Annotated in this window: 17 protein-coding genes, 1 tRNA gene and 1 riboswitch; of the genes, 7 read left to right on the top strand and 11 right to left on the bottom strand. The window is 66.2% G+C overall.

The features are described 5' to 3' along the window. Positions 1-52 precede the first annotated feature (52 nt). The 3 genes from nuoL (at position 53) to nuoN (ending at position 5,307) form a co-directional block, all read left to right on the top strand. Positions 53-1,945, top strand: a complete 1,893-nt coding sequence (gene nuoL / locus ACZ46K_RS17615; RefSeq protein WP_464743897.1) for an NADH-quinone oxidoreductase subunit L — start codon at positions 53-55, stop codon at positions 1,943-1,945. A gap of 15 nt (positions 1,946-1,960) precedes the next feature. After that, on the top strand, positions 1,961-3,661 hold the full coding sequence (locus tag ACZ46K_RS17620) for an NADH-quinone oxidoreductase subunit M (RefSeq protein ID WP_054806665.1): 1,701 nt from the start codon (positions 1,961-1,963) through the stop codon (positions 3,659-3,661). A gap of 74 nt (positions 3,662-3,735) precedes the next feature. Beyond that, a complete protein-coding gene (gene nuoN, locus ACZ46K_RS17625) occupies positions 3,736-5,307 on the top strand; it encodes an NADH-quinone oxidoreductase subunit NuoN (RefSeq protein WP_464749376.1) in 1,572 nt (523 codons plus the stop codon). A 113-nt stretch (positions 5,308-5,420) separates the two neighbouring features. On the opposite strand, the gene ACZ46K_RS17630 is transcribed toward nuoN, so the two are convergent. The 10 genes from ACZ46K_RS17630 to ACZ46K_RS17675 all read right to left on the bottom strand — a co-directional run bounded on the left by ACZ46K_RS17630 (position 5,421) and on the right by ACZ46K_RS17675 (position 13,742). After that, positions 5,421-5,993, bottom strand: coding sequence for a hypothetical protein (locus tag ACZ46K_RS17630; RefSeq protein WP_464743899.1), 573 nt, complete (start codon positions 5,991-5,993; stop codon positions 5,421-5,423). A 246-nt stretch (positions 5,994-6,239) separates the two neighbouring features. After that, on the bottom strand, positions 6,240-7,085 hold the full coding sequence (locus ACZ46K_RS17635) for a tetrahydrofolate dehydrogenase/cyclohydrolase catalytic domain-containing protein (protein WP_054806667.1): 846 nt from the start codon (positions 7,083-7,085) through the stop codon (positions 6,240-6,242). Positions 7,086-7,108: 23 nt separating this feature from the next. After that, positions 7,109-7,188, bottom strand: a riboswitch (ZMP/ZTP riboswitch). Between the two features lie 138 nt (positions 7,189-7,326). Continuing rightward, entirely contained in the window at positions 7,327-8,163 is an 837-nt protein-coding gene (locus ACZ46K_RS17640) for a methylamine utilization protein (RefSeq protein WP_464743901.1), read from the bottom strand. Between the two features lie 46 nt (positions 8,164-8,209). Continuing rightward, a complete protein-coding gene (locus ACZ46K_RS17645) occupies positions 8,210-8,548 on the bottom strand; it encodes a plastocyanin/azurin family copper-binding protein (protein ID WP_054807932.1) in 339 nt (112 codons plus the stop codon). Positions 8,549-8,559: 11 nt separating this feature from the next. Then, positions 8,560-8,901 carry a cupredoxin domain-containing protein gene (locus ACZ46K_RS17650; RefSeq protein ID WP_464743903.1) on the bottom strand — a complete coding sequence of 114 codons (342 nt, stop codon included), beginning with the start codon at positions 8,899-8,901 and terminating at the stop codon, positions 8,560-8,562. Between the two features lie 10 nt (positions 8,902-8,911). Beyond that, the gene (locus ACZ46K_RS17655) at positions 8,912-10,489 is read right to left on the bottom strand and encodes a multicopper oxidase family protein (RefSeq protein WP_464743905.1); all 1,578 of its coding nucleotides are present in this window, start codon (positions 10,487-10,489) and stop codon (positions 8,912-8,914) included. Further along, positions 10,486-11,793 (bottom strand): hypothetical protein, encoded by a 1,308-nt coding sequence (locus ACZ46K_RS17660; RefSeq protein ID WP_054807775.1) that lies wholly within the window; start codon positions 11,791-11,793, stop codon positions 10,486-10,488. Before ACZ46K_RS17660 ends, ACZ46K_RS17655 begins: the two co-directional genes overlap by 4 nt. Further along, entirely contained in the window at positions 11,790-12,407 is a 618-nt protein-coding gene (locus ACZ46K_RS17665) for a methylamine dehydrogenase light chain (RefSeq protein ID WP_464749377.1), read from the bottom strand. Before ACZ46K_RS17665 ends, ACZ46K_RS17660 begins: the two co-directional genes overlap by 4 nt. Positions 12,408-12,511: 104 nt before the next feature. Further along, positions 12,512-13,111 carry a redoxin domain-containing protein gene (locus ACZ46K_RS17670; RefSeq protein ID WP_054807774.1) on the bottom strand — a complete coding sequence of 200 codons (600 nt, stop codon included), beginning with the start codon at positions 13,109-13,111 and terminating at the stop codon, positions 12,512-12,514. A gap of 43 nt (positions 13,112-13,154) precedes the next feature. After that, positions 13,155-13,742 carry a MauE/DoxX family redox-associated membrane protein gene (locus ACZ46K_RS17675; RefSeq protein ID WP_464743907.1) on the bottom strand — a complete coding sequence of 196 codons (588 nt, stop codon included), beginning with the start codon at positions 13,740-13,742 and terminating at the stop codon, positions 13,155-13,157. Between the two features lie 370 nt (positions 13,743-14,112). On the opposite strand from ACZ46K_RS17675, the gene ACZ46K_RS17680 reads away from it, so the two are divergent. The 3 genes from ACZ46K_RS17680 to ACZ46K_RS17690 all read left to right on the top strand — a co-directional run bounded on the left by ACZ46K_RS17680 (position 14,113) and on the right by ACZ46K_RS17690 (position 17,756). Next, positions 14,113-15,660, top strand: coding sequence for an APC family permease (locus ACZ46K_RS17680; protein ID WP_464743909.1), 1,548 nt, complete (start codon positions 14,113-14,115; stop codon positions 15,658-15,660). Then, positions 15,657-16,409: an IclR family transcriptional regulator gene (locus tag ACZ46K_RS17685; RefSeq protein ID WP_054807510.1), complete on the top strand. Its 753-nt coding sequence runs from the start codon at positions 15,657-15,659 to the stop codon at positions 16,407-16,409. The genes ACZ46K_RS17680 and ACZ46K_RS17685 overlap by 4 nt, the downstream gene beginning before the upstream one ends. A gap of 66 nt (positions 16,410-16,475) precedes the next feature. Further along, complete coding sequence (locus ACZ46K_RS17690) at positions 16,476-17,756, top strand: hypothetical protein (protein WP_054807509.1); 1,281 nt, start codon at positions 16,476-16,478, stop codon at positions 17,754-17,756. A gap of 46 nt (positions 17,757-17,802) precedes the next feature. On the opposite strand, the gene ACZ46K_RS17695 is transcribed toward ACZ46K_RS17690, so the two are convergent. Beyond that, positions 17,803-17,879: transfer RNA gene (locus ACZ46K_RS17695), tRNA-Leu, on the bottom strand. Positions 17,880-17,990: 111 nt separating this feature from the next. Here ACZ46K_RS17695 and ACZ46K_RS17700 point away from each other — a divergent pair. Beyond that, on the top strand, positions 17,991-18,602 hold the full coding sequence (locus ACZ46K_RS17700; RefSeq protein WP_464743911.1) for an ANTAR domain-containing response regulator: 612 nt from the start codon (positions 17,991-17,993) through the stop codon (positions 18,600-18,602). Positions 18,603-18,653 lie beyond the last annotated feature (51 nt).

Below are 18,653 nucleotides of genomic sequence, written 5' to 3' on the forward strand. Positions count from 1 at the left end.
CCGTCAGGACGGTGAGTGTGACTGCACATGAAGCGACGAGAGGACGTGCGTCATGAGCTCGTCGATCGCCACGATCATCTGGCTGATTCCGGCTCTGCCGCTCGTCGGCGCAGTCGTACTGCTGCTGGCCGGTCGCCGCAGTGACCAGTGGGGGCATCTGCTCGGATGCGCCACAGCGATCGCGTCGTTCGTGCTCGGACTCGTCGCCTTCGCCGATATGCTCGGCGCCGCCACCACCGAAAGAACGGTGCAGGAGACCCTGTTCGTGTGGGTACCCGTCGAGAGCCTGCAGGTCGACTTCGGGCTGCAACTCGATCAGCTGTCGATGTGCTTCGTCCTGCTGATCACGGGTGTCGGGTCGCTGATCCACCTCTACTCGATCGGCTACATGGCGCACGACGCCGCCCGTCGCCGCTTCTTCGCCTATCTGAACCTCTTCCTCGCCGCGATGCTGATGCTCGTGCTCGCGGACAACTTCCTCGGCCTCTATCTCGGTTGGGAGGGTGTCGGATTGGCGTCGTACCTGCTGATCGGGTTCTGGCAGCACAAACCGACCGCGGCGACCGCCGCGAAGAAGGCGTTCGTCGTCAACCGAGTGGGCGACATCGGTCTGCTCGTCGCCCTCATGGTCATGTTCACCACTTTCGGCACGCTGTCGTACGACGAGGTGTTCGCTGCAGTTCCCGCCGCGAGCGAAGGCACGATCACCGCACTGGGCTTGGCGTTGCTGCTCGCCGCATGCGCGAAATCCGCGCAGCTGCCGCTGCAGTCGTGGCTCGGCGACGCGATGGAAGGCCCCACACCGGTGTCGGCGCTCATCCACGCCGCGACGATGGTCACCGCGGGGGTCTACCTCATCACCCGGGCCCACGCGATCTTCGACTCGGCGCCCGTGGCGCAGCTCGCCGTCGTCATCGTGGGCACCGCGACCCTCCTGTTCGGTGCGATCATCGGCTGCGCGAAGGACGACATCAAGAAAGCACTCGCCGCGTCGACGATGAGCCAGATCGGATACATGGTGCTCGCGGCCGGTCTCGGTCCGGCGGGCTACGCCTTCGCGATCCTGCACCTGCTCACCCACGGATTCTTCAAGGCCGGGCTCTTCCTCGGAGCCGGGTCGGTGATGCACGGGATGAACGACGAAACCGACATGCGACGCTACGGCGGTCTGCGCACACTCATGCCCCTCACCTTCATCACGTTCGGACTCGGATACCTCGCGATCATCGGTATCCCGCCGTTCGCCGGATTCTTCTCCAAGGACAAGATCATCGAAGTGGCGTTCGCCGAGCCCGGTGCCAAGGGTGTGGTGCTCGGTGTCGCCACACTGCTCGGCGCCGGCCTGACCGCTTTCTACATGAGCCGCGTGATGATCATGACGTTCTTCGGGGAACGCCGCTGGAAGGACGACGCCGATCCCCACGAATCCCCGGGCATCATGGTGTGGCCGATGATCCTGCTCGCGGTGGGCTCCGTCGTCGCCGGTGGCCTGCTCGTTCTCGGGGGGTCGCTGCAGCATTGGCTCGAACCGGTCGTCGGATCCGTCCATCACGAGGGTGGTCTCCCGGTGTGGCTGATCACCCTCATGACCCTCGCGGTGGTCCTGGTCGGTGTCGGGTTCGCCTACCGCGAGTACGCGACACGGGAGATTCCCGACACGGCGCCCGACGACGTGTCGGCGCTGACCGTCGCCGCGCGCAACGATCTCTACGGCGACGCGTTCGACGAAGCCGTGCTCATGCGACCCGGTCAAGGGATGGTGCGCACCCTTGTCGCAGTCGAGAACACCGGAGTGGGCGGCACAGTCTCCGGAATCTCGGCTGCCGTCGGGGCACTGTCGAGTCGGTTGCGGCGACTTCAGACCGGCTTCGTCCGGTCGTATGCCCTGTACATGTTCACCGGTGCGGCCGTCGTGGTTGCAGCGCTGATGCTGGCGCGGTTGTGAGGGGGTGAGCCGAGCATGAACGAATTTCCGTGGTTGACGATCCTGTGGGTGCTCCCGGTCGTCGGTGCCGTCGTCGTTCTGGCATTGCCTGCGCGGATGCGGACCGTCGCCAAGGGTGTCGCCGTCGTCGCCGGGGTGCTGACCCTCGCGGTCGCGGTGGTGCTCGCGGTGATGTTCGAACCCGGTGGCGAGCAATTCCAGTTCGTCGAATCGCACTCGTGGATCCCCGCGTTCGGCGCCGGCTACACGCTCGGTGTCGACGGCATCGCGCTGGTACTCGTGCTGCTGACCGCGGTGCTGGTACCGCTGCTCCTCGTCGCGGGATGGCACGACGACCGCCATGCCGTCGTTGAGGCCGCCCCCGCGTCCCGGCCCCGCGCTGCCCACACCTACACAGCGTTGATCCTGCTCGTCGAGGCGATGGTGCTCATCTCCTTCGTCTCGCTCGACATCCTGCTGTTCTACGTCTTCTTCGAGGCGATGCTCATCCCGATGTACTTCCTCATCGGCGGGTTCGGTGGTCGCGGCAGCGAACGAGCCCAACGTTCCCGCGCCGCGGTGAAGTTTCTGATCTACAACCTGTTCGGCGGTCTGATCATGCTCGCCGCGGTCATAGGGCTGTATGTGGTCGCCGCGCAGGCCGGGCTGGGGGAGTCGGGCACCGTCGGCACGTTCGACTTCCGACGCATCGTCGAAGCCGCATCGTCGGGTGAGCTCGGCGCGACCCCCGCCGTCCTGAACGCGCTCTTCCTCGGTTTCATGTTCGCGTTCGCCGTCAAGGCCCCGCTGTGGCCGCTGCACAGCTGGCTTCCCGACGCGGCGGTGCAGACCACTCCCGTGTCCGCGGTGCTGATGATGGCGGTGGTCGACAAGGTCGGCACATTCGGGATGCTGCGGTACTGCCTGCAACTGTTCCCCGATGCCTCGGTCTACTTCGCACCGCTTGTCGTGACGCTGTCGGTGATCGGCATCGTCTACGGCGCGATGCTCGCGATCGGGCAGACCGACGTGATGCGACTGATCGCGTACACCTCCATCTCGCACTTCGGGTTCATCATTCTGGGGATCTTCGCGATGACCAGTCAGGGCCAGGCGGGGTCGACGCTGTACATGGTCAATCACGGAATTTCCACCGCCGCGCTGTTCCTGATCGCCGGGTTCCTGGTGTCGCGGAGGGGATCCCGCGCGATCTCCGCGTACGGCGGAGTCCAGAAGATCGCCCCGATCCTCGCAGGCACGTTCCTCATCGCGGGGCTCGCCACGCTGTCGCTGCCGGGCCTCGCGCCGTTCGTCAGCGAATTCCTCGTCTTCGTCGGTACCTATCCGCGGTATCAGGTCGCAGCGATCATCGCGACCATCGCGCTTGTCCTGTCCGCGCTCTACGTGCTGTGGCTCTACCAGCGCATGATGGGCGGACCGGTGCGCCCAGACCCCGGACCGGTACCGGACACTCCTCCGGACGAGGATTCGGGCGAGGCGCACGGAACCTCGATCACCGATCTCGTACCCCGCGAAATCCTCGTGGTCGCACCGTTGATCGCTCTGCTGGTCGTCCTCGGGGTCTATCCGAAGCCGGTGCTGGACGTGATCACTCCCGCGGTGGACCACACCCTCGTGACCGTCGGTGAGCAGGATCCCGTACCGCTCGTCCGACCCGAGACCCCGGTTGCCGACGGTGACACCGCCGTCGGCTCCGGAGGAGGTGCTCACAGGTGAAGAATCTGGACAGTAGTGTCGTTCTCGCGCAGGCGCTTCCCGCACCCGACATCGACTACGGCGTGCTCAGCCCGATGCTCATCGTGTTCGGGGTCGCGGTGGTAGGTGTGATAGTCGAGGCGTTCGCACCCGCCCGCGGACGCTATGCGAGCCACCTCGTGTTGGCCTTCGCGGGCTTGCTCGCGGCGCTCGTTGCGGTCGTCCTGCTTGCGGGAACCGAGACCACCACTGCCGCCGGCGCGGTCGTGATCGACGGCCCGGCCCTGTACCTGCAGGGCGCGATATTGGTCGTATCGATCCTCGCGGTCGCGCTCATTGCCGAACGCGGTGTCGAGGGTGCGCGCACGACGGTGGATGCCGCAGTCGCTTCGGCCGCCGCAGTCGTTTCGGATGCTGCGGCCGTCACCGGATCGACCCGGACCAGAACCGACGCGTTCGCTCCGCAGGCCGCGGCGGTACCCGGCAGCGCCGCCGAACGTGAAGCCACCGATGCGGGAATCACACGCACCGAAGTGTTCCCGCTGGCGTTGTTCGCAGTCGGGGGCATGATGCTCTTCCCCGCCTCTGATGACCTGTTGACGATGTTCATCGCACTCGAAGTGCTCTCCCTGCCGCTGTATCTGCTGTGTGGGCTGTCGCGGCGACGTCGATTGTTGTCGCAGGAAGCAGCGCTCAAGTATTTTCTGCTCGGCGCATTCTCTTCGGCATTTTTTCTCTACGGTGTTGCGTTGTTGTACGGGTACTCGGGAACCATCACACTCGCGGGTATCGCCGACACCGTCGAGTCGGGCACGGGCAGCGACACCACGGCTCTCATCGGGGTGGGTCTCCTGTCGGTGGGCCTGCTGTTCAAAATCGGTGCGGTGCCGTTCCATTCGTGGACACCCGATGTCTATCAAGGCGCACCCACCGCGGTGACCGCGTTCATGGCCGCGGCGACGAAGATCGCTGCGTTCGGAGCACTGCTCCGAGTGCTCTACGTCGCAGTGCCGGGCCTGAGTGACGAGTGGCGCCCGATCCTGTGGGCCGTGGCCATCGCCACCATGCTGGTCGGGGCCGTTCTCGCGGTGACACAGACGGACGTCAAACGGATGCTGGCGTATTCGGCGATCAGCCACACCGGTTTCGTGCTCACCGGTGTCGTTGCCGCCAATGAGCAGGGCATCTCGTCGACGTTGTTCTATCTGGTCGTCTACGGGATCGGAACCGTCGGCGTGTTCGCGGTGGTCACCCTGATCCGCGACCCCGACGGCGAAGCCTGGGACCTGTCGCGCTGGGAGGGAGTGGGACGTCGTTCACCGGTGCTCGGCGGCGTGTTCGCACTGTTCCTGTTGTCGATGGCGGGGATCCCACTCACCGGCGGTTTCATCGCAAAGCTGAGCGTGTTCAGCGCTGCGATCTCGGGCGGTGCGGTGCCGCTGGTGATCGTCGGCGTGGTCGCGAGCGCGATTGCCGCCTACTTCTACGTGCGGGTGATCGTGCTCATGTTCTTCCGCGACCCACCATCCGATGCGCCCGCGATAGTGATGCCGAGCGCGCTCACGACGGCCACCATTGCGGTGACCGCCGTGATCACGCTACTGCTCGGTATCGTGCCGCAACCGTTGCTCGATCTGGCCGGGCAGGCGGCCCACTTCTTGTCCTGAGGGGGGTCGCGCCGTGCGACAGACCGGTTCGAGGACTCCTCGCCGGGCCTGCGTCGGCCGCTCGACACCGGGCCTTGTGGGCATGTGTCGCGCACCCGGTCACGATGCAGGCGTCATTTTTCGCGACCGAGCGGATTCCGATACACGGTGGAGCAGCCGTTCTCGCGTACGAGGACATCGTCGAATGCAGCGATCAGTCCGTCCGGGAACCACCGCGCACCATGATCGCTGCTGGTCGCGACGACGGTGAGGTTGCGGGTTCGTGCCGTGGTCACCAGGCTGGTCAGACGCTCACGGGCGGGGAGATCCAACTTCGCGATCGTCGTGGAGAGTCCTGCGAGGAGCAGTAGCCGTCGTGGCCCGGCGCCTGTTGAGTCCAACTCGGCGAGCATACGACCGATCTCATCCGGGGTAGCTGCCCAGGATGAGACCCCATCTCCCGCGTCGCGATACCCGGAGAGCCAGTGGTGGCGATGATGCGGATCGGCGACGAACAACTCGTGGGTGCGTCTGGACAGGACGCCCGTTGCCATGAGGGTGAGCGGCAAGTTGGGGAAGTTCTCCGTGTCGCGTTGGTGCACGAGGAGGTTGCGTCCGGCAGTCACTGTCCACGCCACGGTGTTGCCCTCGCCGTCGCGCCCGAACGGGATGACGAGACTGGCTGCCCGATCCTGTGAGCGGCACACCGTGTTGATTCGGGCGTTGTCGGCCCGGGGTCGGCCGGAATGCGACCGAACCGCGTTTGAACAGCTTCGATGCGTGGGCGGGATGACGGGATGCGCCATGTCGTGGTCCGTTCCATGTCGGCGATGTCCGAATCTGTGTTCGATACCGCAGTCAGGTTAACGGCACCCACCGACAGACCAGGCAGGGCAATCTCTCCGACATTCCCGCGCAGGGATTCGGAGGCGGCCCGACCCCGAATGTTGCAGTCAACGCGAGACCGTCGCCTCGGCCGCGGACAGTGTCTGCTCGAGCAGGACTGCGATGGTCATCGGCCCTACCCCGCCGGGCACAGGTGTGATCAGACGGGCCCGCTCGGCGGCGCCGGAATAGTCGACGTCGCCGACGTTACCGGGGTTGTAGCCGGCGTCCATGACCACTGCGCCCTGCTTGATCCACTCTCCGCGGATGAGTGCGGGCCTCCCGACTGCAGCGACGACGATGTCGGCGTTACGGACGTGACCGGCTAGGTTGCGACTGCGGGAATGGCAGTAGGTGACCGTTGCGTCCCTGGCCAGCAGCAGCATCCCTACCGGTTTTCCCAGGATCGGGCTCCGCCCGACAACCACGACGTTCTTGCCGGCGAGCGGGACGTTGTAGGCGTCCAGGAGCCGGAGGATCCCACCGGGCGTGCAAGAGTGGAACCCGTTTTCGCCGAAAGCCATTGCGGCGAAGCTGTGCATGGTGACGCCGTCGACGTCCTTCCACGGTGCGATCGCTTCGAACGCAGCACGCTCGTCGATGTGTCCGGGTACCGGGTGCTGCAACAGAATGCCGTCCACGGTCGGGTCCGCAGACAATGCGTTGATCTCCGCGACGAGTTCGGCTGTGGTGGTCTCCGACGGGAGCTCGATGTAGCGGGACTCCATCCCGACCTCGGCGCACCTGTTGCGCTTCATTCGGACGTAGGTCTGCGAGGCGGGATCGTCACCGACCAGCACAGCCGCGAGGCAGGGGCGGCGACCGTGCACCTCGGTGAATTGCGCCGTCTTGCGGCCGATATTGTGCAGGAGTTTCGCCGCAACCGCCCGGCCGTCGATGATGTGTGCGCTCACGTTCAGTCCTCTCGATCGAGATCGAGGGACACCCAGGCGGTCGATGTCGGCTCCCGCGTGCACTCCCCGGTGGTTGCCCACCTTCGCCAGTCGTGCAGCAACAGCATAGGCGAGCAGGCGCAACTCCGGCGAATGCCTCGTGATGCAACGTCGACCGATGGTGCCGCCGACAGACAGGTGTGCCCCGGGCTCATGAAGCCCGGGGCACACGAGTTTCGACGTCCGCGTCGATCGGTCTCGATCAGATCAGCGCAACGCCCGCGAATACGGCGAGGCCCACCAGGGCAGCGCCGGTCACGGCCTGCACCGGGCGATCGACGACGCACATCACCGACAGGAAGCCGGGCATCGATCCACCGCGGCGGGTGTGTGCGATGGCCGCGACGCTCGGCATGCACCGGCCGAACGACACGACGGTGAACATGGCGGCACCGAGGGTCGGCGACCCGACAGCGAGCACCCCGAGCACCAGTAGGTAATACGCGCTGGAGCGGATGAAAATCAGGAAACCGGGGCCGATGATCGCGCCGAACAGTAGCGACACCTTCCATGGAGCCATCGTCCGGCGAAGGTGCCGGGGTAGCTGCTGCCGCCGCATCGGTGCCGGCATCGTCAGGACACCGATCTCGTGCAGTCCGTAGGCGAGAGCGAACACTGCCCATCCGGCGAGCAGCCACAAGGGCGACAGAGCTGCGGCGGTCACCGAGCCGATCGCGCCGAGCAGCGCGCCGGTCACGGCACCCGTACCGACAGAGCCGAGCGCATGCCAGGCCAGGCGCCGCACCGGCGTGGACGATCCTTTCCGGCCCGGCTGCTTCGGAGCGGCGACGACACCCGCCACGGACATGCCGCAGGTGGACCAATTGGCAGCGAGGGACGTGACGAGCCCGGCTCCGACGACAGCGACCGTCAGGGCCGTTGCCGTCGTCGGGGAGGCCAGGGCGGCGGACCCCGCCCCGGCCACTGCGGCACCTGCCGCGAGGCCGATGCGGGTCTGCGCCGACACGGAACCGGCGAGAGTCGGACGGATATCGGGTAGATCGGTGTCGATCGGTTCATGAGTGAGGACAGTCGTCATCGGTAACCTCCAGAATCGTTGCTGTGTAGTAATTCCCGCTCGGGTATCAGCGGACGGTGACCGTTCCGGTCATGTACGGGTGGATCGAGCAGATGTAGCTGTAGACGCCCGGACTGTCGAACGTGTGCGAATAGATGCCCTCGCCGGTGATACCGCTGTCGAACTCACCGGGTGACTCCACGCGGTGGAGGACGCCGCCGTCGTCGAATCGCCATTCGACGGTGTCGCCGACGGACACCGTGGCATCCATCGGGTGGTACTGCACATTGCTGATCTCGATCACCGTCTCGGGCCGCTCGGCGGCGGAACATCCGGTCGATGCGAGTGCCGCGACGCCGATTGTGAGTGTCCACCAGCTCCATGCCCGCCCGGGACCCTGCATCATGGACGGCCGCACTACTGGACGATCACGGTGCCGACCATCGACGCGTGCGGCGTGCAGTGATAGGTGTACGTGCCGGGGTCGTCGAAGGTGAACTCGTAGGTGCCCTCGGTGAGCAGTTCGCTCTGTAAGAGGCCTTCGAGGGGGCCGTCGCCGGCGACGTCATGGGGAAGTCCGTTGTCGTCGAACCTCCATTGGACCGTTTGGCCCTGCTCGATCGTGACCGAGGCGGGTGAATACGACATGTTCGTCACGTCGATCACCACGGCGGGTTCGGTGGCCGCCGACGACGAACCGCACGCGGTCAGTCCCACGGTGGCGATCAGCGCGGCAGCGAGTGGGAGCAGTTTCTTCACGGGTGTCCTCTCATCGGATGTATCGCAGGTTCGCGGTCATCCCGGCTTCGAAGTGATAGGCATTGTGGCAGTGAAACATCCACTCCCCAGGGTTGTCGGCGTCGAACTCGATGGCGAGTTCGGTTCCGGGTAGCACGTTGACGGTGTCGCGTCGGAGCCCGCCGTAGTCGGGGACCGCGAACGTGTGCCCGTGGGTGTGCATCGGATGCCACATCGTCGTGTTGTTCGCCATCGTGATGCGGATCCGCTCTCCCTGCCGCATCACCAGTTTTCCGGCATCGCGCCCTGCCATACCCCACACGTACCGATCGCCGGCCTGGATCAGCTCCACCCGGTAGTCCCGGTCTGCGGCGCGAGAATCCAGCCGGACGGCGTCGGCCGGTCGCAATTCGCTCTCTGTGAGCAGACGACCCGACAATTCCGGGACGAGTCCGCCGACATCCGGATTCGGCAGGGGCGCCGCGTCGTTCGAGCGGAGCACCGTCGACGCGTATCCGTCCCGGCCCTCCACCTTCGCCACGATCGGCCACGCACCCGACTTCATGGTGAGCAGCACGTCGTACCGCTGGGCCATGCCGACGATCAGGGTGTCGGTGGTGGTCGGCACACAGTCGAAGCCGTCCGCAGCGATCACCGTCAGTTCGTGACCCGCGACGGCGAAGCGGTACGGCGTCTCGGCGGCTGCGTTGACGATCCGTAGCCGCACCCGGCTCCCGGGCGCCGCGGTCACTGTCTCGGGGTCGTGGGGCGGACGCCCGTTGATCAGGTGCAACGGGTAGCCGATGTGCTGGGTCATCCCACCGAGAGACCCCGACGAACCGTGGCCTCCCGACACGAGCGACTGCGCGGCAGAGGTTTCGTCGGTGGTGTGTTCGGCCGGTGCGCCGCCTCCGTCATGCCCTGCGTGACCGCCGGACATCGCCGGGTTGAGCGCCGTCAGCACTGCCTCGGGGGTGGTACCGAGACCGTCGACCCAATCGTCGAGGACCAGCACGGCGTCGACGTCGGCGCCGGAGGTATCGTGCGGATCCTCGACGATGAGGGCGCCGAACAGTCCCCGGTCGGCCTGCAGGCCGCTGTGCGAGTGGTACCAGTGCGTGCCCGGGTCCGGGACGACGAAGTCGTACAGGAAATCACCACCCGGGCCGATCGGATCCTGCGTGACCGGCGCCGCACCGTCCATGTCGTTGCGGATGCGGATCCCGTGCCAGTGCAGCGTCGTATCGACCGCCAGGTTGTTGCGCACCGACACGAGTAGTTTGTCGCGGACGCTCGCTCGCAGTTCCGGAGCCACCGCGCGGCCGCCGTACGACCACGTGTCGACGAGCCGGCCACCGAGGTCGACGGTGGCCACCGCGGCGGTCAGCGCGGCGGGCACTTCCCGCCCGTTCCATCCGCGCGCGGCCTCCGCCGCCAGGATCTCCGGATCGGTAGGCGAAATGTACTCGAGCGGGGTGCCGCCCGTCGCATCGGCCGAACTGCACGACGCCGCACCGAGACCGAGTGCACCGAGCCCCACCGCACCGGCTCCGAGGGAGCCGATGCGGAGGAACCGACGACGGTCGAGGGTCGGTCCGAACCGGGTCATTCCAACACCTGGGGGGTGATGAGCGACCCGATGTCGTCGACGGTACCGGTGACCTCGACGGAGCTGACCTGATCGCCTGTGGCGGCATCGATTCCGACGATCATCCGAGTGGTCTCGCCGTCGACCTCGGGACCGGCTCCGACCACGTACAGGATGCTGCCGTCGACCGAGAATGCGCTGCTCGAGATCCCGGTGAGACCGAGAGTCGGCAGATCGAGCGTCTTGACCGGGGCGAAGGTCGCCGCGTCGAAGAGTTCGACCTTCACCACGTCACCGCCGCGGGCGGAGTGCGGGTGGACCACCGAATCCGTGTACTCGACTGCGATCCGGGAACCGGTGTTGTCGATCTCGTTGCCGGCGAACCGGCCGCCGTCCTGTCCGGCATTGCCGATCGGTGCGACCTCGGCGTCCGGCAGACCCTCCGAGAAGTCGAAGACATAGACGTCGCCGTTCGCACTTACCAGCAGGGACTTCTTCGCCTCCGCCGCCCACGTCACGGTGCGGGTGCTGACGAAGTTCTCGGGGAGGACCTTCGAGCGGCTCGTCTCGGTCGGGACGCCGGTGTCGTCGATCGAGATCTGGATCAGCTCGCGCGTATCTTCACACACGCTGTAGAGCTCGTGCCCGTCGAGCCACGTGAACGGCCCGCAGCCGATGATCTGGAGGGAGCCGCTCTCCTTCTTCGCCTCGAGGTCGACGATGCGGACGCCGTACAGCCCGTCGTCCCAGGTCACGAAGAACCTACCGTCCGAGGTCACCGCACTCGAGCCCTCCCGCGAATGGGCGCGGGCGTAATCGGGGAGCAGAATCTCGGATGGTTCGAGCAGGTTGCCCGAGTAGGTGCTGACTGTGAATTCAGCGGTGCCGCGAGAGCCTCGCGGTCGCCACACCTCGGCCGCGAGCACTGCGGGATCGCTGGATGTCTCGCCGACGAATCCGTGGATCACGGGCGACCAGATGCCCGGCCCGACGACGAATCTGTCACCCGCCACGCCGGTCGCCGGGTCGAGTGCATTGAGCTCGACCTCGAGACCTGTGTTGACGACAGCAAGAAGGTCGGTCGCCTTGATCGGCTCGATGTCGCCGACATGTACCGGTTCGGGGATCGTGTCGCCGATCTCCTGATCGTCGTGGCCGAGCGAGATACCCTCACCCGGCGGAATGACGGGAACGGTGGGGTAGGTGACCTCGCCGTCGACGGCGGCGTCGTCGTTCGAACTGCATCCGGTGAGGACGAGTGCGGCGGCAAGCGGGATCGCTACCGCGGCTGAGCGCGAAAGACGCTTGGTGCGTGCAGAATTCATGCTCCCGCACCGACTCTCGGGCGTGCAGCCGGTCGGGTCTGGCAATCCTCGCCGATGATCGGGGCCATGGTGCAGGTGTACGACTGCGACTCGTCGGAGACACACCAGATGATTTCCTGGTCGTAGCTGCCGGAGACCGGGTTGTACATGATCGCCTGCATGTCGGGTTCCCCGCAGAACGCATTGGAGCACGACGGTGCACCACAGCAGTCGTAATAGGCGATCAGATAGGTCTTTCCGGTGTCGGGGTTGGTGCAGCAGCCGACCCAGAACTCGGCGCCCGGCTTGCTACCGGGGGCACAGGTGGTGACGCCGCCGCCGTTACAGGCCGCACACGAGGTGCCGTCCATGTTGCACCAGCGCCAGTACTCGCATTCCGCAGGATCCTTGCCGTCGAACGAGATGAACTGCGGATCCGGTGCCTCGGGGGCCGGAGGCTCCGGCGGCAGATCCTGCGCCATCGCGCTGCGGGTGACCGGGAGCGAACTGATCAGCGCGACACCCGATACGCCCATCGTCCAGCGGCCGATCCTGCCGAGCATCGACCGGCGCGACGTGCGCTCGGACAGTGTGCGCCCCGCGCGGCTCGCGAGGGAACCACCCTTGCCGGCCATCCACTCTGCTTGCTCGCGGACGGTGTCTTCATCGACCGGATACCGATTCTCGGTCGTTTGGTGTTCTTCCACGGCATACGCCTCCTTTGTCTCGGGTAGATGGATCAGGCGGATTTCGCCCGCGCGTGCAGGTGCTGAAGGGACGGAGTGCCGGATTCGAGGGCATTGAGCAGGCTCTCGACCTGCGCCATGTGGTTGCACAGGCCCTTGCCGCGGATCTTGCCGTGCTCGTCGAGAATCACCCCGTACGGCGTGGTGCCGACCTGGTAAGCGATGCCGACGTCGCGGGCGTCGATGTAGCTCAGTTCGGCTCCGATGTTGCTGCCCGACAGGAACTCCTTGTGCTCCTCGGGGGTGCCGTCGGACACGATCACGACCTCGAGGTCCGTCTCCGCGCGTGCCATCGCACGCAATCCGGGCAGCAGGCTCTTGCATGTACTGCAGCTCGGCGCCGTGAACATGAGCAGCTGTGCCTTCTCACGATGCCCACCGACGCGAACGGAGCGTCCGACGTGGTCGACGAGCCCAGCGAACGAGGGACCGGCCTGCTCGACCTTCGGACCCGTGTCCATCATCCGCGCGCCGAGCGGACCCAGGCGCACCTGGACGCGTCCGATCTCCCGGGCGAGCGCAAGCGTCATGAGGAACAGCAGCGCGACCGCGACCGTCAGAACCGCAACGGTCACTACCAGGAATGTTGTCATCGAATCCGTCCTGTCTGTACGAAAGTTGTTGACGAAGAAGTGCTCACGAGCCGTATCGAGAGGTGGTGCTCGCGGCCCGGAGTTCGATCGAGGCGGTGGTCAGATAGTCGTCGACCGGTCGCCGGCCGAGATGCACGACCGATCGGATCGAGGCGATCGCGACGACGGCCAGCGCGATCAGCGCGCCGCCTGCGACACCGGCCAGACGTTCCGGCACGGTGACGTCCGGCGAACCGGTCACGGCGAGTGCTGCCGCCGTCGCGGCGAACGTCGCAGCGCGGACGGCGTGGAACCAGCCGATCCGGGGGATCTCGTGCGCGCCGAAGGCGAAGCAGCCGCAGTCGAGGTCGCGCCGCCCACGGGCCAGATTGACGGTGAGCCCGATCGTGAACGCCACGAACAGCAGCGCGGCGGCCACAGCCGGCCACCGGCCACCGACCCCGCCGATCAACGCGACGCCCACCAGCGTCTCGGCGATCGGCAGTGTCGCTGAGACCGTACGTTCCGCTCGGTCCGGCAGGAGCCGGTACCCCTTGACCACCGTCAGCAGTCCGTCCCGGTCGCGGAGCTTCGGAATGCCCGCGATCAGGAGCGTCCCCCCGATGATCGATGCGACCATCACCCAGAACATGGATCACGCCCTCTCTGTCGTCGGGCCAATCGTGCTTGCGCTCTGGGGCGCCGATGCGTCGTCGGTGAAACAACCGTTGTGTCGGCGAGTGGGAATGTGCCTGTGCCGGAGGGATCCACGTCCTCACAGGTGACGCGGCCGAGCCCGGCGCGTGCGGCTCTGCGGATGTGACGCCCGGCACGGTCTGCGCAGTGCACAGTCCGACACGATTTCCACTCGGGATCATGCCGCTGACACGTCGGAAACATTCCTGTTACACCACGGGCGGTCCGGCGGGATTCGGAACACCGATCGGAAACACGAAAACCCTAAGGTTCTCCAACGGTGGCCCGGCTCGGATGGCGGGCCCGCAGGGAAAGGGAGGCGCCGAGTGAATAGCGACAGGCGTGGTGGCAGAGGTTCATGGATCGGTGGAGCGCTCGGTGCCGCAATCTCGACGTCCCGTAACAGCGAGCCGGTGACCGCACCGGTGTACTCGCCGCTGAGGGGGCTGGGTCGTCGCAGACTCTCGCAAGTGGACCTGGTCGGACAATCCCTGTCGACCGTCGCACCGGCGACAGGGATGATCTTCATCGCGTCGTGGATCATCGGGTCCGAACCCGGTATCGGTGCTCTGGTGGCGATCCTCGGTACGACTGCATGTGTTGTCGCAGTAGCCTACTGCGTCACTCAGTTCACACGGCGGCTCGCCGCAGCAGGATCGTTGTACAGCTTCGCGTTCCACGGGCTGCCGCGCCGTGCGACGTTGACGGTGGGGGCGGCGTTGTTCCTCGGCTATCTGGGCATCTCGATCTCGGTGCTGGCCAACTCCGCCGAGAGTGTGCTGGGAACAGCGACCGCACTGGGTGTGCCGTGGTCCGGGAACCGCCTCCTGCCGATCACCGCCGCGATCGTCACCGTGGTGGTCGCACTGATCGCGGTGAGTGGCGTACGTGTCGCGACCCGCGCGATTCTCGTCGTCGAAATCTGCTCGCTCGTGCTGATCTGCGTCTTGATGGTCACCGGTTCCGGCGCGACCGTCGTATCGGGAACCACGAGCATGTCGGCTTCCCTGCCGTTCCTGGCATTGGTCGTCGTATTCGGGATGGCGGGTTTCGAGAGCGCGGCGTTCTTCGGCGCCGAAGCGCGGCGGCCCCTGACCACCGTGTCGCGCGCGGTGCTCGTCACCCCGGTGGTGTGCGGCTCGCTCTTCGTCTTCGCCGGGTGGGCCGCACTGACCGGGCGTGCAGACGTCGTCGTCGCCGCGTACTTCGACGGCACCGCCTCCGGCGCGAGTCCGGCGATGGTGGTCGCGGTGAAGGTCGGTGTGACCTTCTCATGGTTCGCCTCTACCCTCGGCTGTGCGCAAGCCGGGTCGCGGTTGTTGTTGGCGATGGGCATCGAAGGAACCGCGCCGAGGGCGTTGTCACGTGTCCATCCGCGCCGGCGCACTCCCTACGTGGCGATCGCGTGGTTCACTGTGCTGAGCTTCGTGGGAGCAGCGGTCTATCTGCAGTTGTTCGTCGCCGAGTCCGGCTTGTACGACGGCTTCGTCGAGGTCGCGATCGTCATCGCCTACACCTTGCTTGCGGTGTCATGCCTGAGGTTCCTCCGCAGAATCGGGGAGGACGCACCGTGGACCACGGTCGTCGCGCTCGCGGTCGCGAGTACCGGTGCAGGTCTGCTGGGCTACCTGGTGGTCGACGGCGCGGTACACGGCCAGTGGGGAATCCCCATCGCGGTGCTCGTGGTTGCGGCATCCGGTGCGGTGTGGGTGGCCGTGCTCGAGCGGCTCAGGCCCGGATCGCTGACGACAATGGGCGCCTTCGACAGCGTCGAGACGTCCGATCTGCTTCCGGGCTCCGGTGTTCTCGTTCTCGACGACGTGGGGAGACCACAGTTGGTGTCGGCGCATCCGCGGCCGGAGTACGGGGAATGACCGCTCACGTGGCCGCGGAGCCCGGGTTCAGTGGACAGCAACCGAGAGCGGTGCAAAAGGCCCTCGGCATGCTCGAGGCGGTCGCGCATCTCGGGCCCGGTGCTACAGCCAAGGAGATCGCCCGATTCACGGGTGTCGCACCCACCACCGCCTATCGGATGCTCAACCTACTTGTCGCAGAGGGATTCCTGGTGCGGGTTCCCGACCTGTCGGGTTTCGCGCTCGGACGTCGAACAGCCGAACTGTCCCGCGCCGCAGCGGCCACCGACACCTCGCCGACACTGCACGAGACAGTCGAGGACCTCCGATCGCACACGAGGTTCGGGCTGCATGTCGCGTCGTTCGCAGGTGGCAGGCTGCGGTTCGTCGATCAGGACCCCGACCATGAGATCGTCGGTATCGCACTGCTCTCCAAGAACCTGCACGCGAACGCACTCGGAAAGGTGATGCTCGCGCACTATCCCGCGCTGCGAGCAGGAATCGAGCTGCGGCGACTGACCGAGGCGACCCTGTGCGACCTGGAAGTGCTCGGCGACGAACTGTCCCGTGTACAACTCGACGGGCATGCGTTCGAGAATCAGGAATGTCGGATAGGCCGGTCGGCGTTGGCCGTCCCGATCCGGAACCACGGTGCCGAGGTGGTCGGGGGCCTGTGCCTGCAGGGCTCGCCGCTTCGTGTGTCGCCGTCGGATTTCGAGCAGTTGGGGTTCCTCTACGAGGGGTCTCGGCGGCTCACCGGTCTGTTATGACCTGGCCGATTCCCCCTGCTCGGCGTGTCGTCAGTGCGTGAGTGAGCTGCGCGGCGAAGGTGAGGTGTGACAACGTGGCTCAGAATTGTTCTCTTCGCCGCCGGCGGCTATGTGGCGGGAGTGGTCCTCGCAGCTCCGGATGCCGATACCCACCCGATGGTGGCCGGGTTCGGGCCGGGGTCGGTGCTGACGTCCGCGACTGCCGCGTCCGCGCTCGGAGCGATCGTGGCGGCACTCGTCGCCGCAGGTACTCGGCACCGAACTCCAACGATCGTGGCGGTTGTGGCAGGGGCGCTGGCAGTGGGAGTGGTCGCATTGCCCGGCGCGTGGCGCTTCGACATGTACATCGCGACGATCGGTGCGGGAGCCCTGCTCGGTGGCCTCGTGGTGACGTGCTTCGGAATGCGCCGAGCACGGCTGCAGGTGGTGTTGGTCGGTGCAGTCGTAGCAGGACTGGTGACTGCCGAACCGATAACGGAGTTTCGCGACTTCACCTCGATGCCGAGGCGGTACGCGGACTACGTGCCGGTCGGTACCCAACTCGTCAATACGGTGTGGCTGGTCTTGGCGGCCATCACTCTCGTTGCAGGAGTGTCGACGTGGGTGGTCGGCCGTGGTGATGATGTTCCGGTCGATGAACGTCGGGGGAGTGGACGGGAATTGCTGATCGGCATCGGTCTTCCACTGATCGGTGTGGGCCTGCACTGGTCGCTGGAGAACGCCGTGGCGTCGTTGAGTGCGGAACGGCCGGAGGCCGGTAGGTGGGTGCTGGGCATTGTGGCGGTGGCGGTTGTGATCGCTGCGGCGTTGTTGCTTCGGGAACGGTCGGGAATGGTCCTCCTGGCGGCGATGGCGCTGGCCGTGGTGGGACGCGAGGCGGTCTCGTGGTCTCCCGAGGTATGGCCCCTGTTGTTGGTGCCGATCCTGCTTGCGGGAGTGGGTGCGTGGCTCGGTCGCCGCACGCCGCGACCATTGGTCGGTATCGGTGTCCTCGCGGTCGTGGTTGCTTCGTCGATCGTCGGGAGCTCGCCGTGGGACACCGTGCACATCGCGGCGACCCTCTTCGTGGTGCCGGTCGCGGCTGCCTACACGATCGTCGCGACCCTGCCGTCGACCACGACGGTGACGACAACGGCGCTGGCACTGCCCGCGGTGATGGTGTTGCCGCTGGTCGCGCACTTCGGGTGGACCGACTACACACCGCTCACGCATGATCCCGACGGGTGGTCGCCGAACTCGTGGGCATCGGTGTCGTCGATGGTGTCGGTGACGGCGTTGCTGGCACTCGGGGCTGCGATGGCATGGATTCAGTACCGCAGACCGACCGGGGTGCGCCGGACGAAGTGACGGAGTCACAGTCAGGACGAGATCCGACACTGCGACTGTTCGGCGGTGGTGCCCCCGGTGAGACTCGAACTCACACTGGACGGGTTTTGAATCCGTTTCCTCTGCCAATTGGGATACGGGGGCGTGGTGCGGAGACCACTGTAAGGGATGGATGGACGGAGCGTGAACACCGGTACCCTTCAAACGTTCGATTCCCTCACGGGGGCATCCGCAGCGAGATGGGAAGGGCCCGCCATGACAGCCGTGCCGCACAACGACAACGCCGCGACGAAGAGAGTCGTCGTCGCCGAAGACGAGGCGTTGATCAGGCTCGATCTGGTCGAAATGCTGCGCGAAGAGGGATACGACGTGGTCGGCGAAGCGGGCGACGGGCAACGCGCCGTGGAGCTCGCCGAGGAGCTGAGACCCGACCTCGTGATCATGGATGTGAAGATGCCGCGCCGCGATGGAATCGACGCCGCGTCGGAGATCGCGCAGAAGCGCATCGCTCCTGTGGTTATTCTCACAGCGTTCAGTCAGCGTGAACTCGTCGAACGGGCGCGTGACGCGGGAGCCATGGCGTACCTGGTGAAGCCGTTCTCGAAGAGCGACCTGGTTCCGACCATCGAGGTGGCGGTGAGCCGGTTCGCCGAAGTTCGCGAACTCGAACGCGAGGTCCAGGGGTTGTCCGAGCGGTTCGAGACCCGCAAGCTCGTCGACCGGGCCAAGGGGACGTTGATGGACAAGCATGCAATGACCGAACCGGAGGCCTTCCGCTGGATCCAGCGCGCGGCGATGGACCGGCGCACCACGATGAAGCAGGTCGCCGAGGTGATCATCGAGAGCCTGGGGGAGACCGCCGGCTGAGCGTCGGCGCGGGTCGCACCGCCCAGTTCGTCCGGGTGGTCGTGGACGTCG

Source organism: Rhodococcus sp. JCM 9793 (assembly GCF_055380405.1).

Excerpts from the sequence above, each read along its gene's own strand:
- ACZ46K_RS17700 (WP_464743911.1), top strand. The coding sequence starts at position 17,991 with ATGACAGCCGTGCCGCACAACGACAACGCCGCGACGAAGAGAGTCGTC.
- ACZ46K_RS17670 (WP_054807774.1), bottom strand. The coding sequence starts at position 13,111 with ATGACAACATTCCTGGTAGTGACCGTTGCGGTTCTGACGGTCGCGGTC.
- nuoN (WP_464749376.1), top strand. The coding sequence starts at position 3,736 with ATGCTCATCGTGTTCGGGGTCGCGGTGGTAGGTGTGATAGTCGAGGCG.
- ACZ46K_RS17620 (WP_054806665.1), top strand. The coding sequence starts at position 1,961 with ATGAACGAATTTCCGTGGTTGACGATCCTGTGGGTGCTCCCGGTCGTC.
- ACZ46K_RS17665 (WP_464749377.1), bottom strand. The coding sequence starts at position 12,407 with ATGGCCGGCAAGGGTGGTTCCCTCGCGAGCCGCGCGGGGCGCACACTG.
- ACZ46K_RS17675 (WP_464743907.1), bottom strand. The coding sequence starts at position 13,742 with ATGTTCTGGGTGATGGTCGCATCGATCATCGGGGGGACGCTCCTGATC.
- ACZ46K_RS17660 (WP_054807775.1), bottom strand. The coding sequence starts at position 11,793 with ATGAATTCTGCACGCACCAAGCGTCTTTCGCGCTCAGCCGCGGTAGCG.
- ACZ46K_RS17640 (WP_464743901.1), bottom strand. The coding sequence starts at position 8,163 with ATGACGACTGTCCTCACTCATGAACCGATCGACACCGATCTACCCGAT.
- ACZ46K_RS17655 (WP_464743905.1), bottom strand. The coding sequence starts at position 10,489 with ATGACCCGGTTCGGACCGACCCTCGACCGTCGTCGGTTCCTCCGCATC.
- nuoL (WP_464743897.1), top strand. The coding sequence starts at position 53 with ATGAGCTCGTCGATCGCCACGATCATCTGGCTGATTCCGGCTCTGCCG.
- ACZ46K_RS17685 (WP_054807510.1), top strand. The coding sequence starts at position 15,657 with ATGACCGCTCACGTGGCCGCGGAGCCCGGGTTCAGTGGACAGCAACCG.
- ACZ46K_RS17645 (WP_054807932.1), bottom strand. The coding sequence starts at position 8,548 with ATGATGCAGGGTCCCGGGCGGGCATGGAGCTGGTGGACACTCACAATC.